Source organism: Desulfogranum marinum, assembly GCF_016918565.1.
Taxonomy (GTDB): domain Bacteria; phylum Desulfobacterota; class Desulfobulbia; order Desulfobulbales; family Desulfobulbaceae; genus Desulfogranum; species Desulfogranum marinum.
The window spans coordinates 44,221-66,112 of record NZ_JAFFQD010000013.1 but is presented as its reverse complement, the minus strand read 5'-3'; the positions used below and the strand labels follow the sequence as shown (position 1 = coordinate 66,112).

Genomic DNA, 21,892 nt, shown 5'->3' with positions numbered 1-21,892 from the left:
AAAATGAACCGCTATTCATTAACTTCACTCCGCCATTCTGTCAAGAAAAAACAATTAATTCATAAAAATATGGACTCCCTCAGATCCCCACAGTCCAAAAAGAATATATGCAAATTGTGCAAAGCCAGTCAGTTTTTCCTGCTTAATATCTCTTACGTTCTATCTCTCTCTCCTCCACCCCTCTTTGACCGCAGAATAATTGACAGGCACAAACAACCAAACAAACAACCAGGCGTACGATTGCACATTTCGCACACGTGCTATCTGTATGGCTCGACCTTTTTTTTACCTCTTGTAAAATTCATTTTACCTGTTGCACCTGGTAAAGAATAAAAGTTTGGTTCTGGCAACCAATCGACTCATGTTCTTCTGTAACTATTCCGCATCACCCCAACTCTCTACGATCTGCCTACCCAGTATACCGCTGCAGAGCTAATAGGTAGGCTTGTAAACATATGGAGCACTGCTGAACAGTGACATTTCGGAGCAGATTGACAGCTTTTAGCCAGGAGTACTGATCAGTGCAGGCGATGCCGGGTTCAAAATTTTTGACAATGAATCATGGGAGGCTATCGGAATCTTCATTTACCTTTTACTACCAAAATATTGCAGAAGATGGTATCGCATAAACTGACCGTTGGTAAGCATTTTGTTAATTTTAAATCTGATTGATTTTAATAGCATAGTTATGAAATCACTATTTTTTCCTGGAATAACAAAATGCTCTGGAGAAATTCGGGTTGATCCTTGCTTAACAGTTATGTTCTTCTTTTGTAAATACTCACTGAGGATGATAACCAACTGATTTAATCAAAATCTACAACTGGTTGCAGGCGCTTCATATTTGGGCCGGCTCGATTTTTCGCAAGCGAGCATAAAACTCCGGCAGCCTATCTATGCTGGAGATCGTGACCGTCCGAAGAGGTAAGCGACCTACGGGAGACTCCGTGGGGTGCTTTGACCAGTTACCTTCTTTTAATATTTTTCAACACGGGTTAATCATGATGGACGATTTGAAAACAAAATGGTAGTACGTTGACATTCTTTTAATGCATATGGTTAGTTGTCATACACTCTAAAATAGATCCAGGTATTAACTATTCACTTTTCTCCAAGGCTAGGCGCCTGCAACAATGAGCACAACATACCCTGTCGGCAAACCAGTACCTCGCAAATGGCTCACGCATTTTGATACACACCTGATAGGTGAAGGTACCCACGAAAAAGTCTACGAAAAACTGGGTGCCCACCTCATAACTACTGAGGATGAACATGGTGTTGTTTTCGCCGTATGGGCTCCCAATGCCAAACGCGTTGCTGTTATCGGAGATTTTAACAACTGGGACAGCTCATTCCATATAATGCACCCTTCTGACTCCGGAATATGGAGTTTATTTATACCCGGCTTAAGTGAATATACCGTTTATAAATTTCACATAACCACCCAGGATCTTCAAACTTTTGATAAAGCAGATCCCTACGGGTTTGCGATGGAAGAACGCCCCAAGACCGGTTCGGTAGTGGTTAATCTTGATAAATACCAGTGGCAGGATACCCACTGGATGCAATCAAGAAAACAGACACAAAATTTAGATAGGCCTATTTCCATTTATGAAGTTCAGCTAGGTTCATGGCGTAAACCTAGCGACGAGAAATACGGCAACAGATTTCTGACATATCGCGAACTAGCTGCACAACTCATTCCCTATGTTAAAGATCTAGGTTTTACTCACCTTGAAATTCTCCCCATTGCCGAATATCCGTACGATGGATCTTGGGGATATCAAGTGCTTGGTTTTTTCGCTCCAACGTCTCGCTTCGGAGCTCCAGAAGATTTCATGTTTTTGGTGGATCAATGTCATCAGGCCGGACTGGGGGTCATCCTTGATTGGGTTCCCGCCCATTTCCCCAAAGATGGATCAGGGCTCAATTTTTTTGACGGAACTCATCTTTATTCACACCAGCATCCTTTTCAAGGTGAACACCAGGACTGGGGGACCTTGATTTTTAATTACAGTCGAAATGAAGTTCGCTCTTTTCTCATCTCCAACGCCATTTTCTGGCTTGATAAATATCACATCGACGGACTCCGCGTAGATGCCGTGGCTTCCATGCTTTACCTGGATTATTCGCGTGATGATGGTCAATGGATACCCAATGAATACGGGGGCAGAGAAAATCTCGAGGCTATTCATTTCCTTAAAAAAACCAATGAAGTTGTTCATGGGGTATTCCCAGGTATATTGACTATTGCAGAAGAATCGACTTCCTGGCCCATGGTATCTCGCCCTACGTACCTTGGTGGACTTGGTTTTAGCCTCAAGTGGAACATGGGCTGGATGCATGACACGCTCGAATACATGGCCACCGATCCTCTTTACAGAAAATACCATCACAACCGAATGACGTTTGGTATGCTCTATGCCTTTCATGAAAATTTTATTTTGCCACTCAGTCATGATGAAGTGGTTCACGGTAAAAGTTCGCTGCTCGCAAAAATGCCGGGTGATGACTGGCAGCAATTTGCTGGACTCCGAGCTTATTATGGATTTATGTGGGGATACCCTGGTAAAAAATTACTTTTTATGGGTGGTGAATTTGGACAACGCCAGGAATGGAACTACGACACGGGGATAGAATGGAAGGCTCTGAAAGCTCCTCAGCATGCCGGTGTCCATAGATTCATGAGGGACCTTAACCTGGTCTATCAAAGTGAGCCTGCGTTGTATGAACAGGATTTTGATTGGACAGGTTTTTCATGGATTGACGCTAACGATTCAGACAACTCAGTGTTATCTTTTGTCCGATTTGCAAAAAATCCTGATGACTTTCTCATTATTATCTGTAATTTTACTCCTGTTGTTCGCACACAGTACAAAATAGGCGTACCAAAGCCAGGACGTTATTCGGAACTCATCAATTCCGATTTAGGCATATATAATGGTAGTGATGTATCCAATCCTCAGGAATTACATTCATCTCCTGAGGCTTGCCACAGCCTGGATAACTCATTAACTCTTACCCTGCCGCCCTTGACAACGCTTATTCTTAAACCATGTTGATCATCTTTTGTATTAACTGAAACAAACCCGTAACTGAAAAGGCCTATGAAAACACGTACGATTATCCTGACAGTAGTTGGTATTGTTGTTTACGTCATGGTCGCCAAATACCACGGCGAGCTGAAAAGAAACAACCCCCTCTCAAGCGAACATGCCGCAACCCCAGTAGAGCAGCATGCGCAGCTCACAGACCAACATCATACTGATGTAGCCCCGACATCGGATCAAGACTCGGAAGAGACTGCTCCAGCTTCCCTTACTGCCCATGATGAGCCCATCGCGCATGATCAGGCCCAACCGGCAATTGAAGCAGAGGCTGAAGATAAACAGCAGCAACCTGCTCCTGAGCAGGTTGCAGCTAAACAGGCAGAACAGCAGGCAGATATGGCTGTTGTAGCCAGTCAACAGAAGCTCAGTGATGAACTTGCTCAGAAAGAAAAGCAGATTCTTGAGTTGCTTGAAGCGCAGGAAATTGTAGCCAATAAATACCGGGAGTTGCTCAAGCAAACCGAACAAGCCAATGCTGCCATCAGCGCTTTGCGCAAAGGTAAACAGTCACTCAGTGCAGAACTGGAGAAAAATAAGGCAACCGCTGAAGAACTGGTTGCTGCTCAACTTGCGCTACAGGAAAACGAAAAGGCCGTTAGCGTAGCCAATGAGCGAATAGTAGCCCTTGCTGAAAAAAACAACGAACTTAAGAAAAAATATGAAGCATCAAGCACTGCCATCCAACAACTTAAAGCAGCCCTGGTTGATGCAGAGCTAACAAACACCAAATCCGACAAAATCGTCCAGGAAAATGAAGATCAGCTTGCTCAGCTTCAAGACCAGATTCAGGCACAGACCACCGAAATAGGACGGCTTAAAGCTAAATTAACCGATGCTACGTCCCAGCTTGCAATCACCCGTAACAACCTGAAAAAAGCCGATCTTAGGGCAGAAGCCATGTTTCGCTTTGGTCAGGAAAAAGAACAATCCCTTCTTCCTTTTGAAGAACAGATAGCGAGCCTGCAAACTTTCATCGATGAAAAACAAGCAGCTCTTACAGCAGCAGTCAATGAAGGTGAATCCCTGCAGCAGGCTCTGCGCAGCAAGACGCAAGAATTTGATGCACTGGTACTGGCCAATAGTGAGCAGGCTGCTCAAGTCTCCAGCCTGCTGGAAAAAGTCGCTGCATTAGAGTCTGATCTTGCGCTCAAAAATGAAGAGTTTACAGCCTCTATCGAACTCCTGAAACAGACAGAAGCTAAGCGTCAGGAAGGTATTGATAAAATTGCTGCACTCTCTGATGCAAACAGCGTAGCTCAAGCCGAAATTGAACAAGCAGCACAAGACAATAAAGAAGCGCAAGACAAAATTGCCGAACTTGAATCAGCAATAGCTCTTGCCGAGACAGAAGCACAGAGCAAAATAGTCGAACTTGAATCAGCCATTGTGCTGGCCGAAGCCGCAGTAACGGAAAGCCAGGACAAATTGAACAGTGTCAACGAAACTGTTGCATCACTTCAGGAACAACTGGCAATACAAACAACAGCGTCTGAGGAACTTGAAACACAGCTTCAAGAAATGACCAGTAATTTTACTGCCCTCAAAGAAGAAAATCTTACGCTCGCCGGCCAAATAGACAGCATGCTTGCCGACCAGCAAGCTGTAGATGGATTGAAACTACAGGTAGAAGAAGCAACTACTGCTATTGCTGCACTGGAGGCAGAAAAAGACGCCTTTGCGGCGGAAACCCAGACTCAAGTCGAGGAGTTGCAGATACAGAATCAAACACTGCAAGCGACGCTGGAAGAAAAAGAGGTGGCTCTGGCTGAAGCTAACGCGCAAATTGAGACATTAACCCCTCTTCCGGCATTGATTGAAGAATTGGAAAATGCTGCAGCTCTTCATGCAGAATCCATTGCCGCTAAAGATGCGACTCTCGCTGAACTCTCTGCACAGGTAGAAGAACTCACTGCATTGAAAGTGCAGCTTGAAGAAAGCCAGGCAAAAAACAGTGAGCTTACTACTTCTTTGGAACAGCAAACAGCGCAACTCTCTACCGTAAATCAGGAGCTGACTACAGCTCAGGAACAGCAGGCATCCCTAACAGAAGAACTTACAGCTGCTCAGGAACAGGCTACCGGCTTGGCGGGAGAACTCACTGCATTGAAAGTGCAGTTTGAAGAAAGCCAGGCAAAAAACAGTGAGCTTACTACTTCTTTGGAACAGCAAACAGCGCAACTCTCTACCGTAAATCAGGAGCTGACCGCAGCTCAGGAACAGCAGGCATCCTTAACAGAAGAACTTACAGCTGCTCAGGAACAGGCTACCGGCTTGGCGGGAGAACTTGCCACAGCCAAAGAACAACAGGCCTCATTGACAGAAGAACTCGCCGCTGCTCAGGAACAGGCTACCGGCTTAGCTGGGGAACTTGCCACAGCCAAAGAACAACAGGTAGCTTTGACAGAACAACTCACCACGGCCCAGGCCAAAGCAGGACAGGTTGAAACGCTTACAGCTACAGTCCAGGAAAAAAATGATGCCTTAACTGACGCACAAGAGCAGATAAAAGCATTGCAGGAAGAGGCTGCAAAAGTTGAACAACTTGACAAACAGATCGCTGAACTTACCGCAAAGGTTGAACAGACAGACGCTGCTAAAATAGCTGCAGAGAAGAAGGTAGCCTCCTTAGAGGCAGAAGCATCTACCCTGCAAGGAAACATCCAAGAGGTATCCAAATCTCTTGCTGCAAGCGATAATAAATTTGCATCAGTCAGTTCTAAACTGCAATCTTCTCTTGCCGAGATTGCTACCCTGACAACTGCTGTCAACGAAAAAAGCGCCACTGCCGAGCAACTTGCTCAAGAACAGGCTACGAGCCAAGAGACAATTGCTGCTCTAGAAAAGCAACTCGCAGCAGCCAAAGGTAAAAGCGAAGAACTCGTAGCAGCAGAAAAGACTGTTGCAGACCTGGAAGAATCTAACAGCATGTTGCAACAGCAACTAGCTGCCAGCAGTGAAGCTGCTGCTCAGCTTCAGGCGCAAGCAGAAGCACTGCAAAAAGAACTCGACGTCCTCAAAGACGAACGTAACCAACTCGCCAAGCAAAGTACTGATACCGATCAGGATGGTGTAATGGATGCGACTGATGCATGTCCAGACACTCCTGCTGGTGTAAAAGTTGATGATACCGGATGTGAGCCTGACAGCGACAAAGACGGAATTGTTGACCGTGCAGACCTGTGTAACGATTCTGCAGAGGGAAGCGTTGTTAACGAACTGGGATGCGAGCCGACCCAAAAAATCATCCTTAGCGGCGTTACATTCAAAACCGGAACTGCCGACCTGACACCAACATCCAAGGAAAACCTGGACATGGTTGCGGCAGCACTCCTTAAATTCCCAGCAATGCAACTTGAAGTTGCAGGGTACACAGACTCGGTCGGTAATGAGGAGAGAAACCTGCAGGTTTCAAACCTCCGTGCACAGGCTGTAGTCGATTACCTTGTTGAAAAAGAAATCGATGCAGAGCGACTTGTTGCAAAGGGCTATGGCATGGCTGATCCTATTGCAGACAATGCAACAGCCGAAGGACGTGCAAAAAACAGAAGGGTGGAATTACACCCGATAGCTGAATAATACTCTTACTTCTTTTACCTTGTAAAAGCCCGTTGCAGCTGGTTGCAACGGGCTTTTTTTTATTATTTACACCTTATCGATGAAAGATATCCAACCGCTCTAAATACGCTCTCTGCCCATGGACTAAACTCCAATTTAATGGTAAACAAGCATTCAGAAAATGATATTTCAGTCACTATTCGGCCGCACCCTGCGGAATCTGTTGTTTTTTCTGCGCACGATCAGGAGCATTGCGGCACAGTTACTGATCGAGATTAAGGCGAAATTACAGGCCATCAACTGAAGTTACTTTTCTCTTTTTAAACCGTACCTTTTGATAGAACTTACCCGTTTTCGAGTATAACATGGAACGATTACTTTTAATTGCTTTTGCTGCCGCACTTGGGGCTGCCTTTTATTACTGGTTTGCCAGAGCAGTCCACAAACAGTCCATGCAGCATTTTATCCACGCTAATCTCTGGCTAATGCATCCAAATGCAATTTGCTACTGGCGCACAGCGATTGCTCTAGTAGCTTATGTTCTCTATTTTTTTGCAGGATTTCAGGCTATTGCAATAATTATTTTCACCTTTGCCGCAATACTCGATGGTGTTGATGGGACAGTGGCCAGGGTGTGTAACCTCTCAACCACATGGGGAGAATGGCTTGACCCCATGTGCGACAAACTGACATACCTGCCACCATTGCTTGGCTTTGCCTATGCCGGGATTCTGTCAATCAAACTTGTCTGGACACTTGTAGCCATAGAACTCTTTGGCCAATTTTTAGCCAGACACATTCTCTCATACATGAAGTGTTCAGTAGCAGCTAATAATTTCGGAAAAATCAAAGCCATCATCTGCTTTACCTTGATGATTTTTTGTTCATTATTAGAAAAGAGTTCAGGGCTTTTTGTTGTTAATATAGGCGATGAGGTACTTATAGCCTGCATTATTCTTGCTGCTGCCTCGGTGGTTTTTAAATTTATCCCCAATCGCTTATATGCTGATATACTGTCTACCCTTAACTTTTTCTGTGGTGTAACCAGCCTGATTCTGACTCATAACAAGTTCTTTGCCTGGGCTATTTTTGTTATAATCCTAGGTCAGCTTTTTGATCTTTTTGATGGACGCATGGCGGAAAAACATGGTGGAACCAAGTATGGACCCTACTTGGATGACATTGCTGATTTTGTTAGTTTTGGTCTTGCACCAGCCTATGTCATTGTTCAATCAGGTGGGAATCTGGCATGGCTTTTTGCCACTTTATTTTTTGTCGGAGTTGCTTATCGGCTCGTTCGCTTTGTTACTGTTGATAAAAAACGGACAGATATTCCTGAAGGCGTTTTCAATGGATTACCAAGTCCGGCAGGTGCATTAATAGTTCTTGGTGCAGCTTTGGTTGCAGAGCCTATTTTGCTATGGATAATAGCGGCCGGTACAGTGGGGTTAATGATCAGTCACATTCGTTTTGCCCACTTTGCACGAGTCATCCTCAAACATATCCCCAAACCGTTATTCTTTCTCACCAGCGCAACAATTATTGTTGCCATCTCCTTTGTACTTAAAACAAAGAATGTAGAGATGTTTGGATATTTTATTCTTTTCTCTGTATCGCTCTATATTGTTGCGGGAAGAAAATGGCTTCATGATCCCATTCAAGAAAAATAACATCTCACATACCCCTTATTTAGCACCACCGCTCGTCTAAGGCACTAAAATGGGCTTTGCTTTTTAAATACTAAAAAAATAATTCTTCTGGATCAAATCCTCTCTTTCCGCAATCTACTTTTACCCAACACAGCCCCTACGGTATCCCCAAAAAACCGGTTGCCGAATTACTCGCTCAATCAACAAGCGACCAAAACCTGCCCCTATGCCTATAAACAGACTATGCCCCCTTGCAGAGATGGCTTCAATATTTTCCATGGTGGGCATGGCTGTAGGCTCGGTCAACCATTTTGACAACTGACCGCCTTAACGAATAAAGGTATTTTTGATCAAACTATTGAGACCGAATGGACACGATCTCTCCAAGAGAGACACCCCATGAGCCTTGCATATAAAGAACATTGACGTATCTAAACGAATTAATCCACTCAATTGAGTCTGCCTTGCCGCTCTCTATGCAAGTAGTCCCTCCCAGATTTTTTCTCGTTTTGTTGGCAATCACGGATGTGATTGCATACAAAAGCTAGAGGCTCGGATCATTTTTCATTTGTTTCAATTGATCTTTATGGGCATACATCTCGTGGTCGGCTTTTATCAGCAACTCTTTTGCTGTGGTTCCATCTTCAGGACAATAGGCTACACCGATGGCTGCGCCATATAAATTGATGGAACCACTTCCCATATGCATAGGTTCGGAGAGTGCAGTAGCTATTTTATTGTAAATGACTTTGAGATCGTCGCGTGAATCGATATCGTAAAAAAGAACAACAAACTCATCACCTGCAAATCGGGCAACCATATCCTCCTTGCGCACTTGGGTACGCAGCCGAAGCGCCAACTCAATCAGTACATTGTCACCAATTTCGTGTCCATGTTTATCATTAATCTTCTTGAAATCGTTCACATCGATAAACATAACTGCGAATTTCTCAATCGGTGATGATTCAATACGGCATATCGCTTCTCCGAGCGCTTGTTCATAGGCGTATCGATTTGGGAGTCTTGTCAGATGATCCGTCTGCAATCGCTGCTGCATAGCTTGAAAGCTTTGAGCCAGCTCACCTATTTCATCACTACGCCTGATATTGATGGGATGTTCGAGTGAACCGCTCCCAACCTGATTGGCAGCAAAAGATAATTTTTTGAGATCTCGTGTAACCCAATTGAGAATAGAAAGTCCTATGAGTACGACAAAAAGCGTAGCCAAAGCAGCCAGGAAAATTGTACGCCGGACATTATGACTAATGCCCCCCATGAAATCCTGGTCAGGTATTGCCACAATATTGATCCAGATCAAGCCCGATTGATCCTGAAATCTGGAATAGGCTACATGGACTTTTGCGCCCTCTTTATTATAAAAATAGAAAGGATCTATCTGCACCTTGTTTGTGTTTCCCGCACGGCGCTTTTCAACTTGTTTGTACACCTCAACCAGCATCTGGTTTTCACTTTCCGCTGCATTCAATCTCCTCATCTTCCCATCTTTAAGACTCCTTATATTTGGGCTGCAAGAGGAGGCTATAAGGTCTCCGTTAGGCTCAATGATAAAGGCAATACCATTCTTGGAAATATCCAACGAACTAACAAACGTATTCAGGGCTCGCAACGGCATATCCGTAGCCACCACCCCCTTGAGATTTCCGAATTCATCCAGGACCCGACGTGCCCTGGTAGCGACCAGATCATTTGTTCCGAAATCAATATATACGGAAGTCCAGATATCGATATCACTGGTTTCGGCAACCTGAAACCAAGGACGGACTCTTGGGTCGAATAATTTCTCTTCCTTGTGGCTAAGAACGGGTTTCCCGTTCAATCCTTCAAAAAAATATATGGTTCGATGCTCTTCCGGTTTAAACTTAATCCGCAATTCAGCTCGTTCTTCAGAGTGACGGTAAAGACCAAAAGCCTGGCCGCTGGTTGATCCATAATAAACATAGTTATTGGGATCAGTATGCAACGAAGTGGCTATCCAGAAACGGGTTTTGATATTTTCAAGATCCTGCTCGATTGAATCCGGTGCAACCATCTTCTCAGGGAAAGCCGCTTTGAGTGTCGCCACTGAACCAACAACATGCCTATCCACGGCCAGACTGATACGGCTGGCAGTCTCTTCAAGTAAGTGATTGGAAACCAGCAACACAGCGTCACTGCCAGTCCGATAGGATAAAATTCCAAGCACTGTAGCTAGCAGAACAACAAGTGTTACGTACGGTACGATCAGTACTATTCGCAGAGATGAACCGGGGATTCCCCGATGGAGCTGAAATGACATAGTAAAGCTACTCCTGCACAGCTGAAAAAGAGAAAGGGGGCAACGTGTACAGCGGACTAAACAGCTAGGACATACTATTCTTGTTTTTCTTGACTTTTCATAGTCTCGCAACAAAGAAGGGAACAGCAATAAGCTAGTCTAGAAAGTTATCATAAACTCTATGGTAACACCAGCACCACATTCTTTTTCACTTGAAAGCCGGTTACAAAAACAGACTGACAGCCTGTTTCTATTTTGCCCCGGGAACCTCTCAAATGTCCTCTGTTCATTTATGCCCAGCCACCCCGATGTTTCATGGGACCAACTTTATTAGATAAAGATATGAATCGTTGTCACCCAAATATTGTTTGATACCAAATTGATATCATCATTTCTGTTCAACCAATGGAAGACAGGCCACCCCAAATCGAAGTACCGGCAAGCCTCAACCCACTCTTTAAACAACAAAAACGGATTATTTGCAGAGAACATCCATCCAGTGTATCAATAATGAAAGTTATCGAAAAAATAACGATTCAGCCAATAATCAACGACCTCACCTTCCCCCCGATTTGTAACTTGTTCAGTAGAGCTTCAGATGCATGCAAGCCGGCTGGATAATTTGAATGACGCAGTGTTTTCCTGCCCGATCGTGCGCTGGTGTGCACTGCTGAAGAATAACACGGAAAAGAAATTTGAATGCACTAAAATCTATTGTTGAACAACACAAATCAACAATTTTCGACTACCGACATACATTGCACCGTATTCCAGAAACTGCGTTCACCGAGCGTAAGACCAGCACATTTGTGGAGGAGCAACTCAAAAAACTGGGTCTTGAGCTGGAGACAGGCATCGCCCAATATGGCCTCACGGGCCTGATGAAAGGTCATGGGCCAAAGACCGAAACAGGCAAGACCCTCATGATCCGAGCGGATATGGACGGCCTGGCTGTGACTGAAGAAACAGGCTTACCTTGGGCTTCCACTCATCAGGGTAAGATGCATGCTTGTGGACACGACGGGCACATGGCCATGGTTCTCGGTACGGCCCTGGTTCTCAATACCATAAAAGAAAGGTTTAACGGCCGGATTAAGTTCTTGTTCCAGCCTGCAGAAGAAGGTCCTGGCGGAGCAAAACCCATGATCGATGCTGGAGTCCTCGAAAACCCCCATGTAGATTATGCTCTGGGTGCTCATCTCTGGCCTGCTTTAGAAAAGGGTATGATCGGAGTTAAAGAGGGGCCATTGATGGCGGCTATGGATTTTTTTGATCTGACCATAACCGGAAAAGGTGGTCATGGAGCCATGCCACACTTCTGTATTGACCCGGTCGACACTGCCGCCCAGGTAATCAATGCCCTCCAGCGCATAACCAGTCGCCAAATGAGCCCAATCAGCCCAACTGTAGTCACCATTGGCAGTATACATGGGGGAAACAGTTACAATATCATTCCAGATACGGTGAACCTTAAAGGGACCACACGAACCTTTGACCGGGACGTCTGGGTCTCATGGCCGAAAAGAATAGAAAAGATCATCAAAGGTGTATGCGAATCCATGGGGGCAGAATATACCCTGGATTACAAAACAGGCTATCCCCCGACATTCAACGATACAGAGATGGCGGCACTCGCAGGGGAATGCGCAGCCAGGGTGGTAGGAGAAAATAAGGTTACCATTCCCGACTCCACCATGGGTGGAGAAGACATGTCCTTCTATCTGGAAAAAACCAAAGGGTGTTTTATTTTTCTCGGAACCGGGCACCCCGGATGCTCCCCTCTCCATAACAGCAAATTTGATTTTGATGAAAACGTGCTCTTAACAGGGGTCGAACTTTTCTGTGATATGGCTTTGACTTTACTGAAATAAGATTGATAGGCTCCCCTGGGATGCATTCTTCAGAGGGAGCTTTACTTTCTCACCATCCTCTTTCTTGCCTACCCAATCGCCCTTTTATCGTATTCGCCCTTCCAGGTAAAAGGAGATTCTGTATGCTCAAACATTTTTACTGGGTAATCTTAACAGGGCACCTTTCGCTGGCGTTCCTGGTCCAGAACTCTTTTAATTTCAACCTCCCTACACTACTCTTTGAGATCGAAAACAAGGCAGAGACCTTGCCTCCGATTGTAATTTTATGCTAAACTAACATTAGGTTGGAAAGAGCACATGGTAACGTTCGGAATTTTTCTCGGCCTGATTGTAGTTGGCACAATTGTCATAATAGCCAGACTCACCCTAAAAATTTTTTACAAAGCTCCTGGTTGCTCAACAACACATAGCGGCCTCCGGCATTGTTCATTATGCAACTCTTTCAAATGGATCAAGCTGGAAATACAACGCAGACAATGACAATAAGGCCATACCTTCTTATGTTGTAGTAAATGCGGTAATAAAAAATCGGCCTGAAATGTTGAAAAATCCATTGCCGAAATAGCATCAATTGCTATTAATCCGTCCCCTTCTCTCTCCGAAAAGGAGGCACTAATGATAAATACAACCGACGCCTACAATGCTGTGATTGGCCCAGGCCCTCACTCGGCCAATCACTTGTTTAGGGTATTACCTCATGAACCTGCGAATTGCAAAGCGCTTAATGGTAGGTCAACAATTAGGTGTACTGCAAATCTCCAACCCTAACTGCAGCAGTTGAATGCTTTGCTGTTCGTTACTCTTCATTTCAATCGATATTTGAAAAAAAGACGTTACGTCGTCATCACCTGTAAACAAAGGCAGCAGGAATAAAAGATACAACCATCTCACTCTATTTTTTTACCTTTTTTACAGAGATATAGTTATGCATGAAATAGAAGCTTTAAGCTGGCAACAGGAGAGATATCGCGCCATCCTTTCCCAGCACATTGATAGATTATACAATGCATTGGAGGAACTTCAACGCACCACCCTACTCTGTATGAGTTTAGACACTGCCTCAGACAAACAGATCGACGAGTGGTTGCAACAGGAGGGGTTTGCTGTTGACGAAAACGGTTTTTTCCAAAGCAAACCATTGCTGTCATCGTTTAGACAAGGCACCGCCCCAAAGGAGGCCTTCAGCATTTCCTGGGGAAAACAACTCAAAAGCGACCCAACCGTACGGCGTCATATACACACCCACCGAAATATTGGGAACCATCTCAAGCATATCCACGATCGCTTGGGAAATGTTGGCTGGATCTATTACCAAGATGCCGCAAACACCTCGCTTCAGTATCCATTCATTGATCAATGCACCGCAATTCCCTTTGATTTCGACTGGACCACATACCACACCTACCTTTCCGTATGTCCGCAGAATAATCCCAAACGCTTGATCCGCTGGACAACTCCCACTGTCGATTATGCCGGCGAAGGTATAATTCTTTCCGTTTCTATCCCTGTCTGGCAGGGCGACAGCTTTATCGGCTTGTGGAGCATTGATCTGCCTATCCGCTACATCTACCAAGATTTTGCCTCTGCAAAACCTTTTCCCCAGCAAAAGCAGTTCATTGTGAACAAGCAAGGGATGCTGTTATTGCACGAAAAGCTAGATGCCGAAATCGACAAAACAGAGGGGACCGTTTTTCTGCATCCATTGTCAGATCTCGGGAAACAGTGGCAAGATCTGGACTTGGCAGAGCTTATCGTAAAACAAGCAGGTGTATTGCAAATAACAAACTCTGCCGGCACGAACTGGGTATACAGTTACAGTCATGTGCCAGGTGTCGATTGGATTCTCTTTTCAGGCCTCCCCAAGGTAGCTGTGGAAGAGGCAGCCACACAACGACTTCAGGAGGCCTTTCGACAAATATCCGATGGAGATTTCTCGCACAGAATCGAAGCAATGCCAACCAGCACCCTGTCTACTCTGGTTGACGAATTTAACAATATGACTACGCGGCTGGATGTAGCGGAGAAGCATCGGCAGGAAATGGAACGGCAGTTGCTGCAAAGTCAAAAAATGGAAGCAGTCGGCAGGTTGGCAGGTGGGGTTGCTCACGACTATAACAACATGCTCAGCGTCATTATCGGCTATTCGGAAATGGTCCTGGAAAAAACGCCGGCCGACAACCCTTTATATCACTATATCAAGAAAATTGAGAGTGCAGCAAATCGCTCCAAGGAACTTACCCGCCAACTTTTAGCCTTTGCCCGCTGCCAAACCATTGCGCCCAAAATACTCAATATCAATGAGGCGGTGCAAAGCATGCTCAAAATGGTCAACCCTCTGATCGGTGAGGATATTAAACTCGCCTGGTGCCCGGGAGAGGAAATATGGCCGATAAAGATCGATCCGACTCAAATTGACCAGATTCTGGCTAATCTTTGCGTTAATGCCAAAGACGCTATGAACGGGATGGGAAAAATCATTATCGCAACGGCAAACACAAAATTTGACGACCACTTTTGTTCCCAGCACCAGGGATTCTTTCCCGGTGAATTCGTTCGCCTCTCATTAAGCGATGACGGTGAGGGAATGGAGGCATCAATTTTAGACCATCTCTTCGAACCATTTTTCAGCACCAAGGATAGCGGCAAAGGGACCGGACTCGGTCTGGCAACAGTGTATGGCATTGTCAAGCAAAACAATGGGTTTATTAATGTTAACAGTGATCTGGGTATTGGTACCACCTTTGAGATATACCTGCCCAGGGCCAACGGTCAGCCCGTTGAGACTCTTGCAAAAAGCACCGTGGAAACATCCAGGGGCAATAACGAAACCGTGCTGCTGGTGGAAGACGAAGCTGCGATACTCAATCTAACCAAGAGAATGCTCAGACAACTCGGTTACCACGTTATAGCCACAGACTCGCCCATGGAAGCCATCAGTATCGTCGAAAGCCATGCCGAACCGATTGACCTGCTGCTTACCGACGTGATCATGCCGGAACTGAATGGACGTGACCTGGCAAATAGGTTACAGCAAAATAATCCTGCTCTCAACGTGCTGTTCATGTCCGGTTATCCATCCAGTGTTATTATTAACAGGGGTGTATTGGACAACGACGTTTTTTTGCTGCAGAAACCATTTTCTAAAAGTGAGCTCGCCACCAAAATAAGAGAGGCCCTGGCCACAAGCATATCCCTCTCTTGATAACAGACAGTTCGCCATTATCACACCTCAAATTCAAGTAGTCAAGGTTCGATAAATTTCCGGCATAAGCATCGGTAGCTTCTTCAGGTTATCCACAAAAATATAGTTTGCAGTTCCATACATATGGCTAATATACGATTGCGCCTGTTCATCAATGGTAATGCAAAATGGATGAATACCGGCAGCCTGTGCTTCAAACAACGCGTGCCGCGTATCCTCAATGGCATAGTCACCCTTATAATCATCATAGTCCTGTGGCTTGCCGTCGGAAAGTACAACCAGTAAGCGCAAGGTAGCATCAACTTCCTCAAACAATGATGACATATGCCTGATGGCAGGCCCCATGCGTGTGTATTCCTTCGGTGAGATACCAGCTATACGCTGCCTTATTTCAGGGCTGTACTTTTCATCCAGAGCCTTAACAGGGAAGATCTCACAGCCTAGACGACATCTCCCGGAAAAGCCATAGATCCCATACCTGTCATTGAGCATCTCCATGGCCTCACTTATTAATATAAGCGCTTCCTTTATAGAGCGACCAACCCAGCCTTCGGTGGAACTGGACATGTCCACCAAAAATAAAACCGCGATATCACGGCTATCGGGTAGCAGACGAATAAACAGATTATCAGAGGGGCTACAACCAGCCTTTGCGTCCGCTATTGATTCCACTACAGCATCAAAATCGATATCATCTCCTTCCTTTTGCCGATAGACATATCTGTTTGCAGTTTTCAACATCTCAAACTGTCTTTTCAGCATTGCTATCTGATACTGATACCGACTTAAGGTTGCCTCAACAAAGGAGGACTGTACCTGGGAAACAGGCTTTTCATTAACAATGCACCAGTCTTTGCGATACCCCTTGCGACGATAATCCCACTCATCATATTTAAATTGCACACCTGCCGATACGGTTTCATCACCCCTTTTACGAGGCATGCCCCTGTTCTGGTCGGCTTCCATGACTGCGCTATTCACGTAATTGAGAGGAAGATGCCCCAGGTCATTAATAATTTCCTCGGTGAGTTCGCTAAGCTCTTCAGTAAGTTCGACCTCTTGATCTCCGACAACAATATACACAGGTTTTCCAGCTTGATTCTGTTCTTGCGGCTCTGTTTTCAGAACAGCTTCCTGTTCCACACCAGCAGAATTGCCGGCAGTGCTTTCTTCCGCACCATCCTCATTCGCTACATCGTATTCTAAAGAATCAGCCAGATAGGAAGAGAATGTTTCAATAAACTGTTGCTGCTGTATTTTTCGTTGTTTTTGTATGGCTGCCATTACCTCTTTAAGACGCAACTCTCCTTGAAAAACAAGGGGATCTCCATCAATTGAATAGAGCTCATCTTCGGCAGCCACAAGCACAGCGATATCCCTTGCGGCACGTTGACTGGTTGTACGTACAGCCGACTTGCCTTCACATTGCTCTACCCAGTGGCCAATACGCTGCATAAGGCGTGAATGCACTTCATCGAATCCAACTCCACCAAGCAGCCTTTTTTGTAGATAGGGGATAAGGTCTGTTGTGTTAACAGTATCAGGTAGATCGCGTCGCAACTGAGAAGCAATACAGGTAAATGCTTTCATGAGCCCCGGCAATTCTCGGCGCAGAAAAGCAAGGGTCCGTACCATTTCAAAAAAATGATACAGCTGCATAAGGGTCAGTGGATCTGAACCGGATGTGAAAAAATCCTGCAGTGGATGGATAGTTTTTGCCGGTGTATTTGAGTAGCCGCTGATATTCAAGGTGCCTACCTGTAGGGATGCCCACTGATAAGAAACTATAAACTTGTAGAGAAGAAAAGCATCATTGTCATCCTCGAGCAAATCCAATTCCCAGGGCACGAAAATAGAATGAGTGTCTGTATAGGTTGTGCCGGAGGCAATAAGGGGTAGTTCTCTACCAGCAAGCCCATTAAGATACAGTTGCAAACGTCCGTGCACATCATCAAGCCGCAGCCCTTGTTTACCATGCAGTCGAGCACTGGAAAATCGCACTGTTTCTATACGGGCCAGAACAAAATGCAAACCTTTTTCCTCATACTGCCCCAGCATTTCTTTTACCCATGTATCGAGATTGTCCGACGTGATGTAAGGTATCGCTTTATGCACGTTTGCCAAATACGCAAAGCACAAGGAGTAAGAAACAGACCAAAGAGCAGGAACCTGCTGTAAAATATCGTTTACAATATTTTCCTTTTCACCTACAAGCGGCTGAAGGCTTTCTTCTACATCCATCTCACTGGGTATGCTCGGTGCTACGAGCTCGTAAAACAATTCACTTAGTTCGGTTATATCCATAGCTATAAAAAAGAAGTTGGTTATTTTGGCGAAAATACCGCCGACGCAGGATGCACTCTCTCTGCGCTGGAAAAAAGACTGTGCGCGGGGCGAATTCTCTCACAAAAAAAATCACCTTTTCCTGCAAAGGAGAAGTAGTTATTTAAATTTTCTCTCCATTTTAAGCAACATACATAACATTTCCATAAAATAATCTCCCAGCCGTTTCTTGACTTTTTCCTCAAATGTGTTGCTGCTCTTATTCTGGAGTGTCACAGACACTTGGATTCTGTTCACCCATTCCAAGCAATCACTACCTGGAATTTGCGCCGGTTCGCGTCTTAGCCCTACCGAGACTTTGCTACAAGGGAAATCAAAAGCAGGCCAATCAAACCCGTGCCCTACCCCAATGTGACACCTCTTCGATAACACGACAAAATTCATTACAACCCTTGCTCCTCCCACATATAAAAAACGAAACAATCTCGACCTTGACAGACGGCTATTCCTCCATTAACGATAGAATGTGTAGTATGTAATACTTTTAAATAATAACCAAATGTTAGAGGCAGAGAGCGGACGCACACCGGCACATAAAATCTGTGCGAATGTCCGTCCTTTTAAGTACGAAGCGACAGCCGATCTTCTCTCACGGCAGAACGATTGTCTCTCTTCCCAACACTTAACCCGGATTTTCGGATAAACCATTGTGTCAATTTGTTCCATTGCAAACAATTTCAACATGTTGAGGACAAGTAGATGGAATTATAAATGTTCACAATGTTCACCCAAGGCCATCTGCACTGATAATAGATCCGGGTTAAACAGTGCTCATCCACCTGAATCGAGGAGGTTTGCTATGTTATGGAAACAATTTTTTACTCCGGTCACTTCAATTGACGCCAATCAGGCCAAAAAACTGGTCCTAGACGAAGGGGCCGATAATGTCACCTTTCTGGATGTTCGTCAGCCTAAGGAATATATGGCAGGCCATATTCCAGCCTCTCACCTCATTCCCATGGGAGAGTTGGATAAAAGATTAGGGGAACTTGACCCCAACAAACCTGTGGTGGTGTACTGAGCCATTGGTGGTCGCAGCCGGGTAGCTGCGCAGATGATGGCAGGTAAAGGCTTTACACGAATTTACAATCTGAGTGGTGGCATTAAGGCATGGAACAGCGAGGTAGCCGTTGGCCCTCCAGAGCTTGGCCTGGAGCTCTTTGACGGCGCGGAGAGCGCCGAACAAACAATCATTGTCGGCTATGGCCTGGAGCAGGGTTTACGGGAATTCTATCTCGATATGCAGCAAAATGTCGATGACAAGGAAGCGAAAGAATTGTTCCAAATGCTTGCCGATATTGAACTGCTGCATCAAAAACAACTGTTGAAACTCTACGATCAAGTGACCGGCACAAGCATGCCTGAAGATACATTTGAAAAAGAAAAGGTACAACCAGCCATGGAAGGCGGGTTGACGACAGCACAATACCTGGAACGTTTTAGTCCTGACCTTGAGTCAAAACTGGATATTCTTTCCCTCGCCATATCCATAGAAGCACAGGCGCTGGATCTCTATCAGCGGGCTGCAGACAAAGCTGATCAGGAAGACGTCAGTTCGATTCTGCGGCATATCGCCAATGAGGAACGCACCCACATAAATAAATTGACTCAATATCTCGACGCAATGGCATGAGGTGAAAAAATGGCAAAAAGAAGACTGGTGCTCATAGGCGGAGGCCACGCCCACATGGTCACCCTAGCCAATATCCGCACGATTGTAGACAAAGGGTATGACGTCACCGTTATTCAGCCCTCAACCCATCACTACTACTCGGGCATGGGACCAGGAATGTTGGGAGGAACCTATCACCCCGATGACATTCGTTTTGCCACTCGCAAGGTAGTGGAAAGTCAGGGCGGCACTTTTGTTAAAGATAAAGTGGTTTCTATTGATCCTGAAAAACAGGTGGTTCGGCTTGACAATTCGGACGAGGAGGTTGGATATGATGTCCTCTCATGCAATGCAGGTTCCTCTGTTCCACGTGACATCATACACGCAGATAGCCCGGAAATTTTTACAGCCAAACCCATTGAAAGCCTTTTCCGGGCACAGGAAAAGATCCTTTCCCTGAGTAAAGAGCGAGCTCTTAACATCGCCATTATCGGTGGAGGACCTTCTTCAATAGAGATTGCCGGGAATGTGCAGCAACTTGGTCAGCGCCAGGCACTCCACCAACCGCATATATCCATTTACACAGGTAGAGAAATAATGGTCGGCAAGCCTGCAAAAATTAGAAAACTGGCCTTGGCATCGTTGACCAAGAGGGGTGTAAAGGTGCTGGAAGGCAACTATGTCAAAAATATCGACCAAGGCATAATCCACCTGGAAGATGGGACCAGTCACCCTGCTGATATTATTTTTCCTGCAGTTGGCGTGCGGCCGTCTCCTATTTTTGCCGATTCAGGCTTGGCTACCGGGCCTGATGGCGGGCTGCTGGTAAATCGTTTTTTACAGTGTCCTGCATATCCCAATATCTTTGGTGGCGGTGATTGTATTTATTTTGAACCGGATCCATTGGATAAAGTCGGTGTCTATGCTGTCCGCCAAAACCCGGTATTATATCATAACCTGATGGCCGGCCTTGAAGGGGAAGATCTGGAGGCCTTTCAGCCGGGCGGTTCTTACCTGCTCATCTATAACCTGGGCAACGATGAAGGGGTTTTCTGCAAATGGTCGGTTATTTTTGGCGGTAAGCTTGCTTTCAAGATTAAGGATTATATTGACCGCAAATTTATCGAAAAATTCCAGACTATTGAAAAATAACACTTTAGCAAAATGCAGGTTTTTTCCGGTTATCCTGTAATAAAATGGGATAGCCGGTTCCTTATTAATTGCTTATCCCTATCGACTTGATATAAAAGAGTCAGAATAAAATAACCTCGAAAATTTCAATTAACTCTACCCCTTTTTTCCTTGATTCAATAAAAAGGAAAGAATAATACAATTATTCAACCGAATTCGTTGAAACTCGCCAGTTAAGTCACCCTTCGCCCAAAAAACTCTGAAGGCAAGTATCTCATGAGTAATTCGTCAAAAAATTCAGAAAAGCTCGCCATAGAGAAACAAAAAACGTTTCGTTTTTTGATGACCATAGTCGCCCTGCTGCTCCTGGCAGGCGTTGGCTTCTACGTGCTGCTCAAAGGGACCGAAAAAGGTGGTTCCGGCAAGGTAGCGGTGGACTTCACAGAGGGGAAGTTCAGCCTCGCCTTGGAGAAACCTATTGTTGACCAGATAGCCATAGGTACATCCAAAACAGAAGGTGCTGGCGATACAATTCAGTTTACAGAGGGCTTGATCACAAACCAAAATATTGTTGACCAGATCACCACTCTGGGATCGACGAGTCCAACCGCTTTCTCTGGCAAAAACTTTATCAGTAACGATCTACGTTGCCTTTTTTCCGTGCAGCACCCTGATCAATGGCAGATTCAGTATAATCCGGCAGGCCTGCAAAACTCCTCAGTTCCAGTGTATACCATCTTTAACCAAGAGGGATCTCACCTCAACATTGGAGTGGGATCGATACCACCCAATGTTAATATCCAGCAATTTGTTACGTTGAACATCCAAGCCATGCTGCAGACAGGGCAGCTGTGGCAGCCTCCGCAAATAACCTACGATTTCCCTTCAGAAACCGCTTTTGTTGTTTTTACCAATCCGCAGACAGGGGGAGAGTCATATCAAAAAGTTATAATCAATAGAGCCAGCAACCGGGTATTTATCGCTTCAGCAAATTACAACCATATGATTTCTCACCCGGAAGGTATTCAGGATTTGACCAACATGATAGCCACATTCACCACATTCTGAGCTCCGTATCTCACATCTCCCCATCAGCTTTTGCTTCCCCCACAAAAAAAAAGCACCTGCAGCAAACGCTGGAGGT

11 protein-coding genes are annotated in these 21,892 nt (G+C 45.2%); 8 read left to right on the top strand and 3 right to left on the bottom strand.

Translation table 11 applies throughout. From position 1 onward, the window contains the following. The first annotated feature begins 1,133 nt into the window (after window positions 1–1,133). The 3 genes from glgB (at window position 1,134) to JWH17_RS09145 (ending at window position 8,335) form a co-directional block, all read left to right on the top strand. On the top strand, window positions 1,134–3,062 hold the full coding sequence (gene glgB, locus JWH17_RS09155) for a 1,4-alpha-glucan branching protein GlgB (protein WP_205222303.1): 1,929 nt from the start codon (window positions 1,134–1,136) through the stop codon (window positions 3,060–3,062). Between the two features lie 45 nt (window positions 3,063–3,107). Next, complete coding sequence (locus JWH17_RS09150; protein WP_205222302.1) at window positions 3,108–6,686, top strand: OmpA family protein; 3,579 nt, start codon at window positions 3,108–3,110, stop codon at window positions 6,684–6,686. A gap of 344 nt (window positions 6,687–7,030) precedes the next feature. After that, entirely contained in the window at window positions 7,031–8,335 is a 1,305-nt protein-coding gene (locus JWH17_RS09145; RefSeq protein WP_205222301.1) for a CDP-alcohol phosphatidyltransferase family protein, read from the top strand. A 120-nt stretch (window positions 8,336–8,455) separates the two neighbouring features. On the opposite strand, the gene JWH17_RS09140 is transcribed toward JWH17_RS09145, so the two are convergent. Then, a complete protein-coding gene (locus JWH17_RS09140) occupies window positions 8,456–8,632 on the bottom strand; it encodes a hypothetical protein (RefSeq protein WP_205222300.1) in 177 nt (58 codons plus the stop codon). Between the two features lie 226 nt (window positions 8,633–8,858). After that, a complete protein-coding gene (locus tag JWH17_RS09135) occupies window positions 8,859–10,610 on the bottom strand; it encodes a sensor domain-containing diguanylate cyclase (protein WP_205222299.1) in 1,752 nt (583 codons plus the stop codon). Window positions 10,611–11,284: 674 nt separating this feature from the next. Here JWH17_RS09135 and JWH17_RS09130 point away from each other — a divergent pair. Both JWH17_RS09130 and JWH17_RS09125 read left to right on the top strand, forming a co-directional pair. Then, window positions 11,285–12,460, top strand: a complete 1,176-nt coding sequence (locus tag JWH17_RS09130; protein ID WP_205222298.1) for a M20 metallopeptidase family protein — start codon at window positions 11,285–11,287, stop codon at window positions 12,458–12,460. A gap of 925 nt (window positions 12,461–13,385) precedes the next feature. Further along, window positions 13,386–15,662 carry a response regulator gene (locus JWH17_RS09125; protein WP_205222297.1) on the top strand — a complete coding sequence of 759 codons (2,277 nt, stop codon included), beginning with the start codon at window positions 13,386–13,388 and terminating at the stop codon, window positions 15,660–15,662. Between the two features lie 33 nt (window positions 15,663–15,695). Here JWH17_RS09125 and JWH17_RS09120 read toward each other — a convergent pair whose 3' ends face one another. Then, window positions 15,696–17,903 (bottom strand): nitric oxide reductase activation protein NorD, encoded by a 2,208-nt coding sequence (locus JWH17_RS09120; RefSeq protein ID WP_205222296.1) that lies wholly within the window; start codon window positions 17,901–17,903, stop codon window positions 15,696–15,698. Between the two features lie 901 nt (window positions 17,904–18,804). Here JWH17_RS09120 and JWH17_RS09115 point away from each other — a divergent pair. The 3 genes from JWH17_RS09115 (at window position 18,805) to JWH17_RS09105 (ending at window position 21,816) form a co-directional block, all read left to right on the top strand. Then, window positions 18,805–19,638 carry a rhodanese-like domain-containing protein gene (locus JWH17_RS09115; RefSeq protein WP_205222295.1) on the top strand — a complete coding sequence of 278 codons (834 nt, stop codon included), beginning with the start codon at window positions 18,805–18,807 and terminating at the stop codon, window positions 19,636–19,638. 9 nt (window positions 19,639–19,647) lie between these two features. Further along, complete coding sequence (locus tag JWH17_RS09110) at window positions 19,648–20,769, top strand: NAD(P)/FAD-dependent oxidoreductase (protein ID WP_205222294.1); 1,122 nt, start codon at window positions 19,648–19,650, stop codon at window positions 20,767–20,769. Window positions 20,770–21,024: 255 nt separating this feature from the next. Continuing rightward, complete coding sequence (locus JWH17_RS09105; RefSeq protein WP_205222293.1) at window positions 21,025–21,816, top strand: hypothetical protein; 792 nt, start codon at window positions 21,025–21,027, stop codon at window positions 21,814–21,816. The last annotated feature ends 76 nt before the right edge of the window (window positions 21,817–21,892 follow it).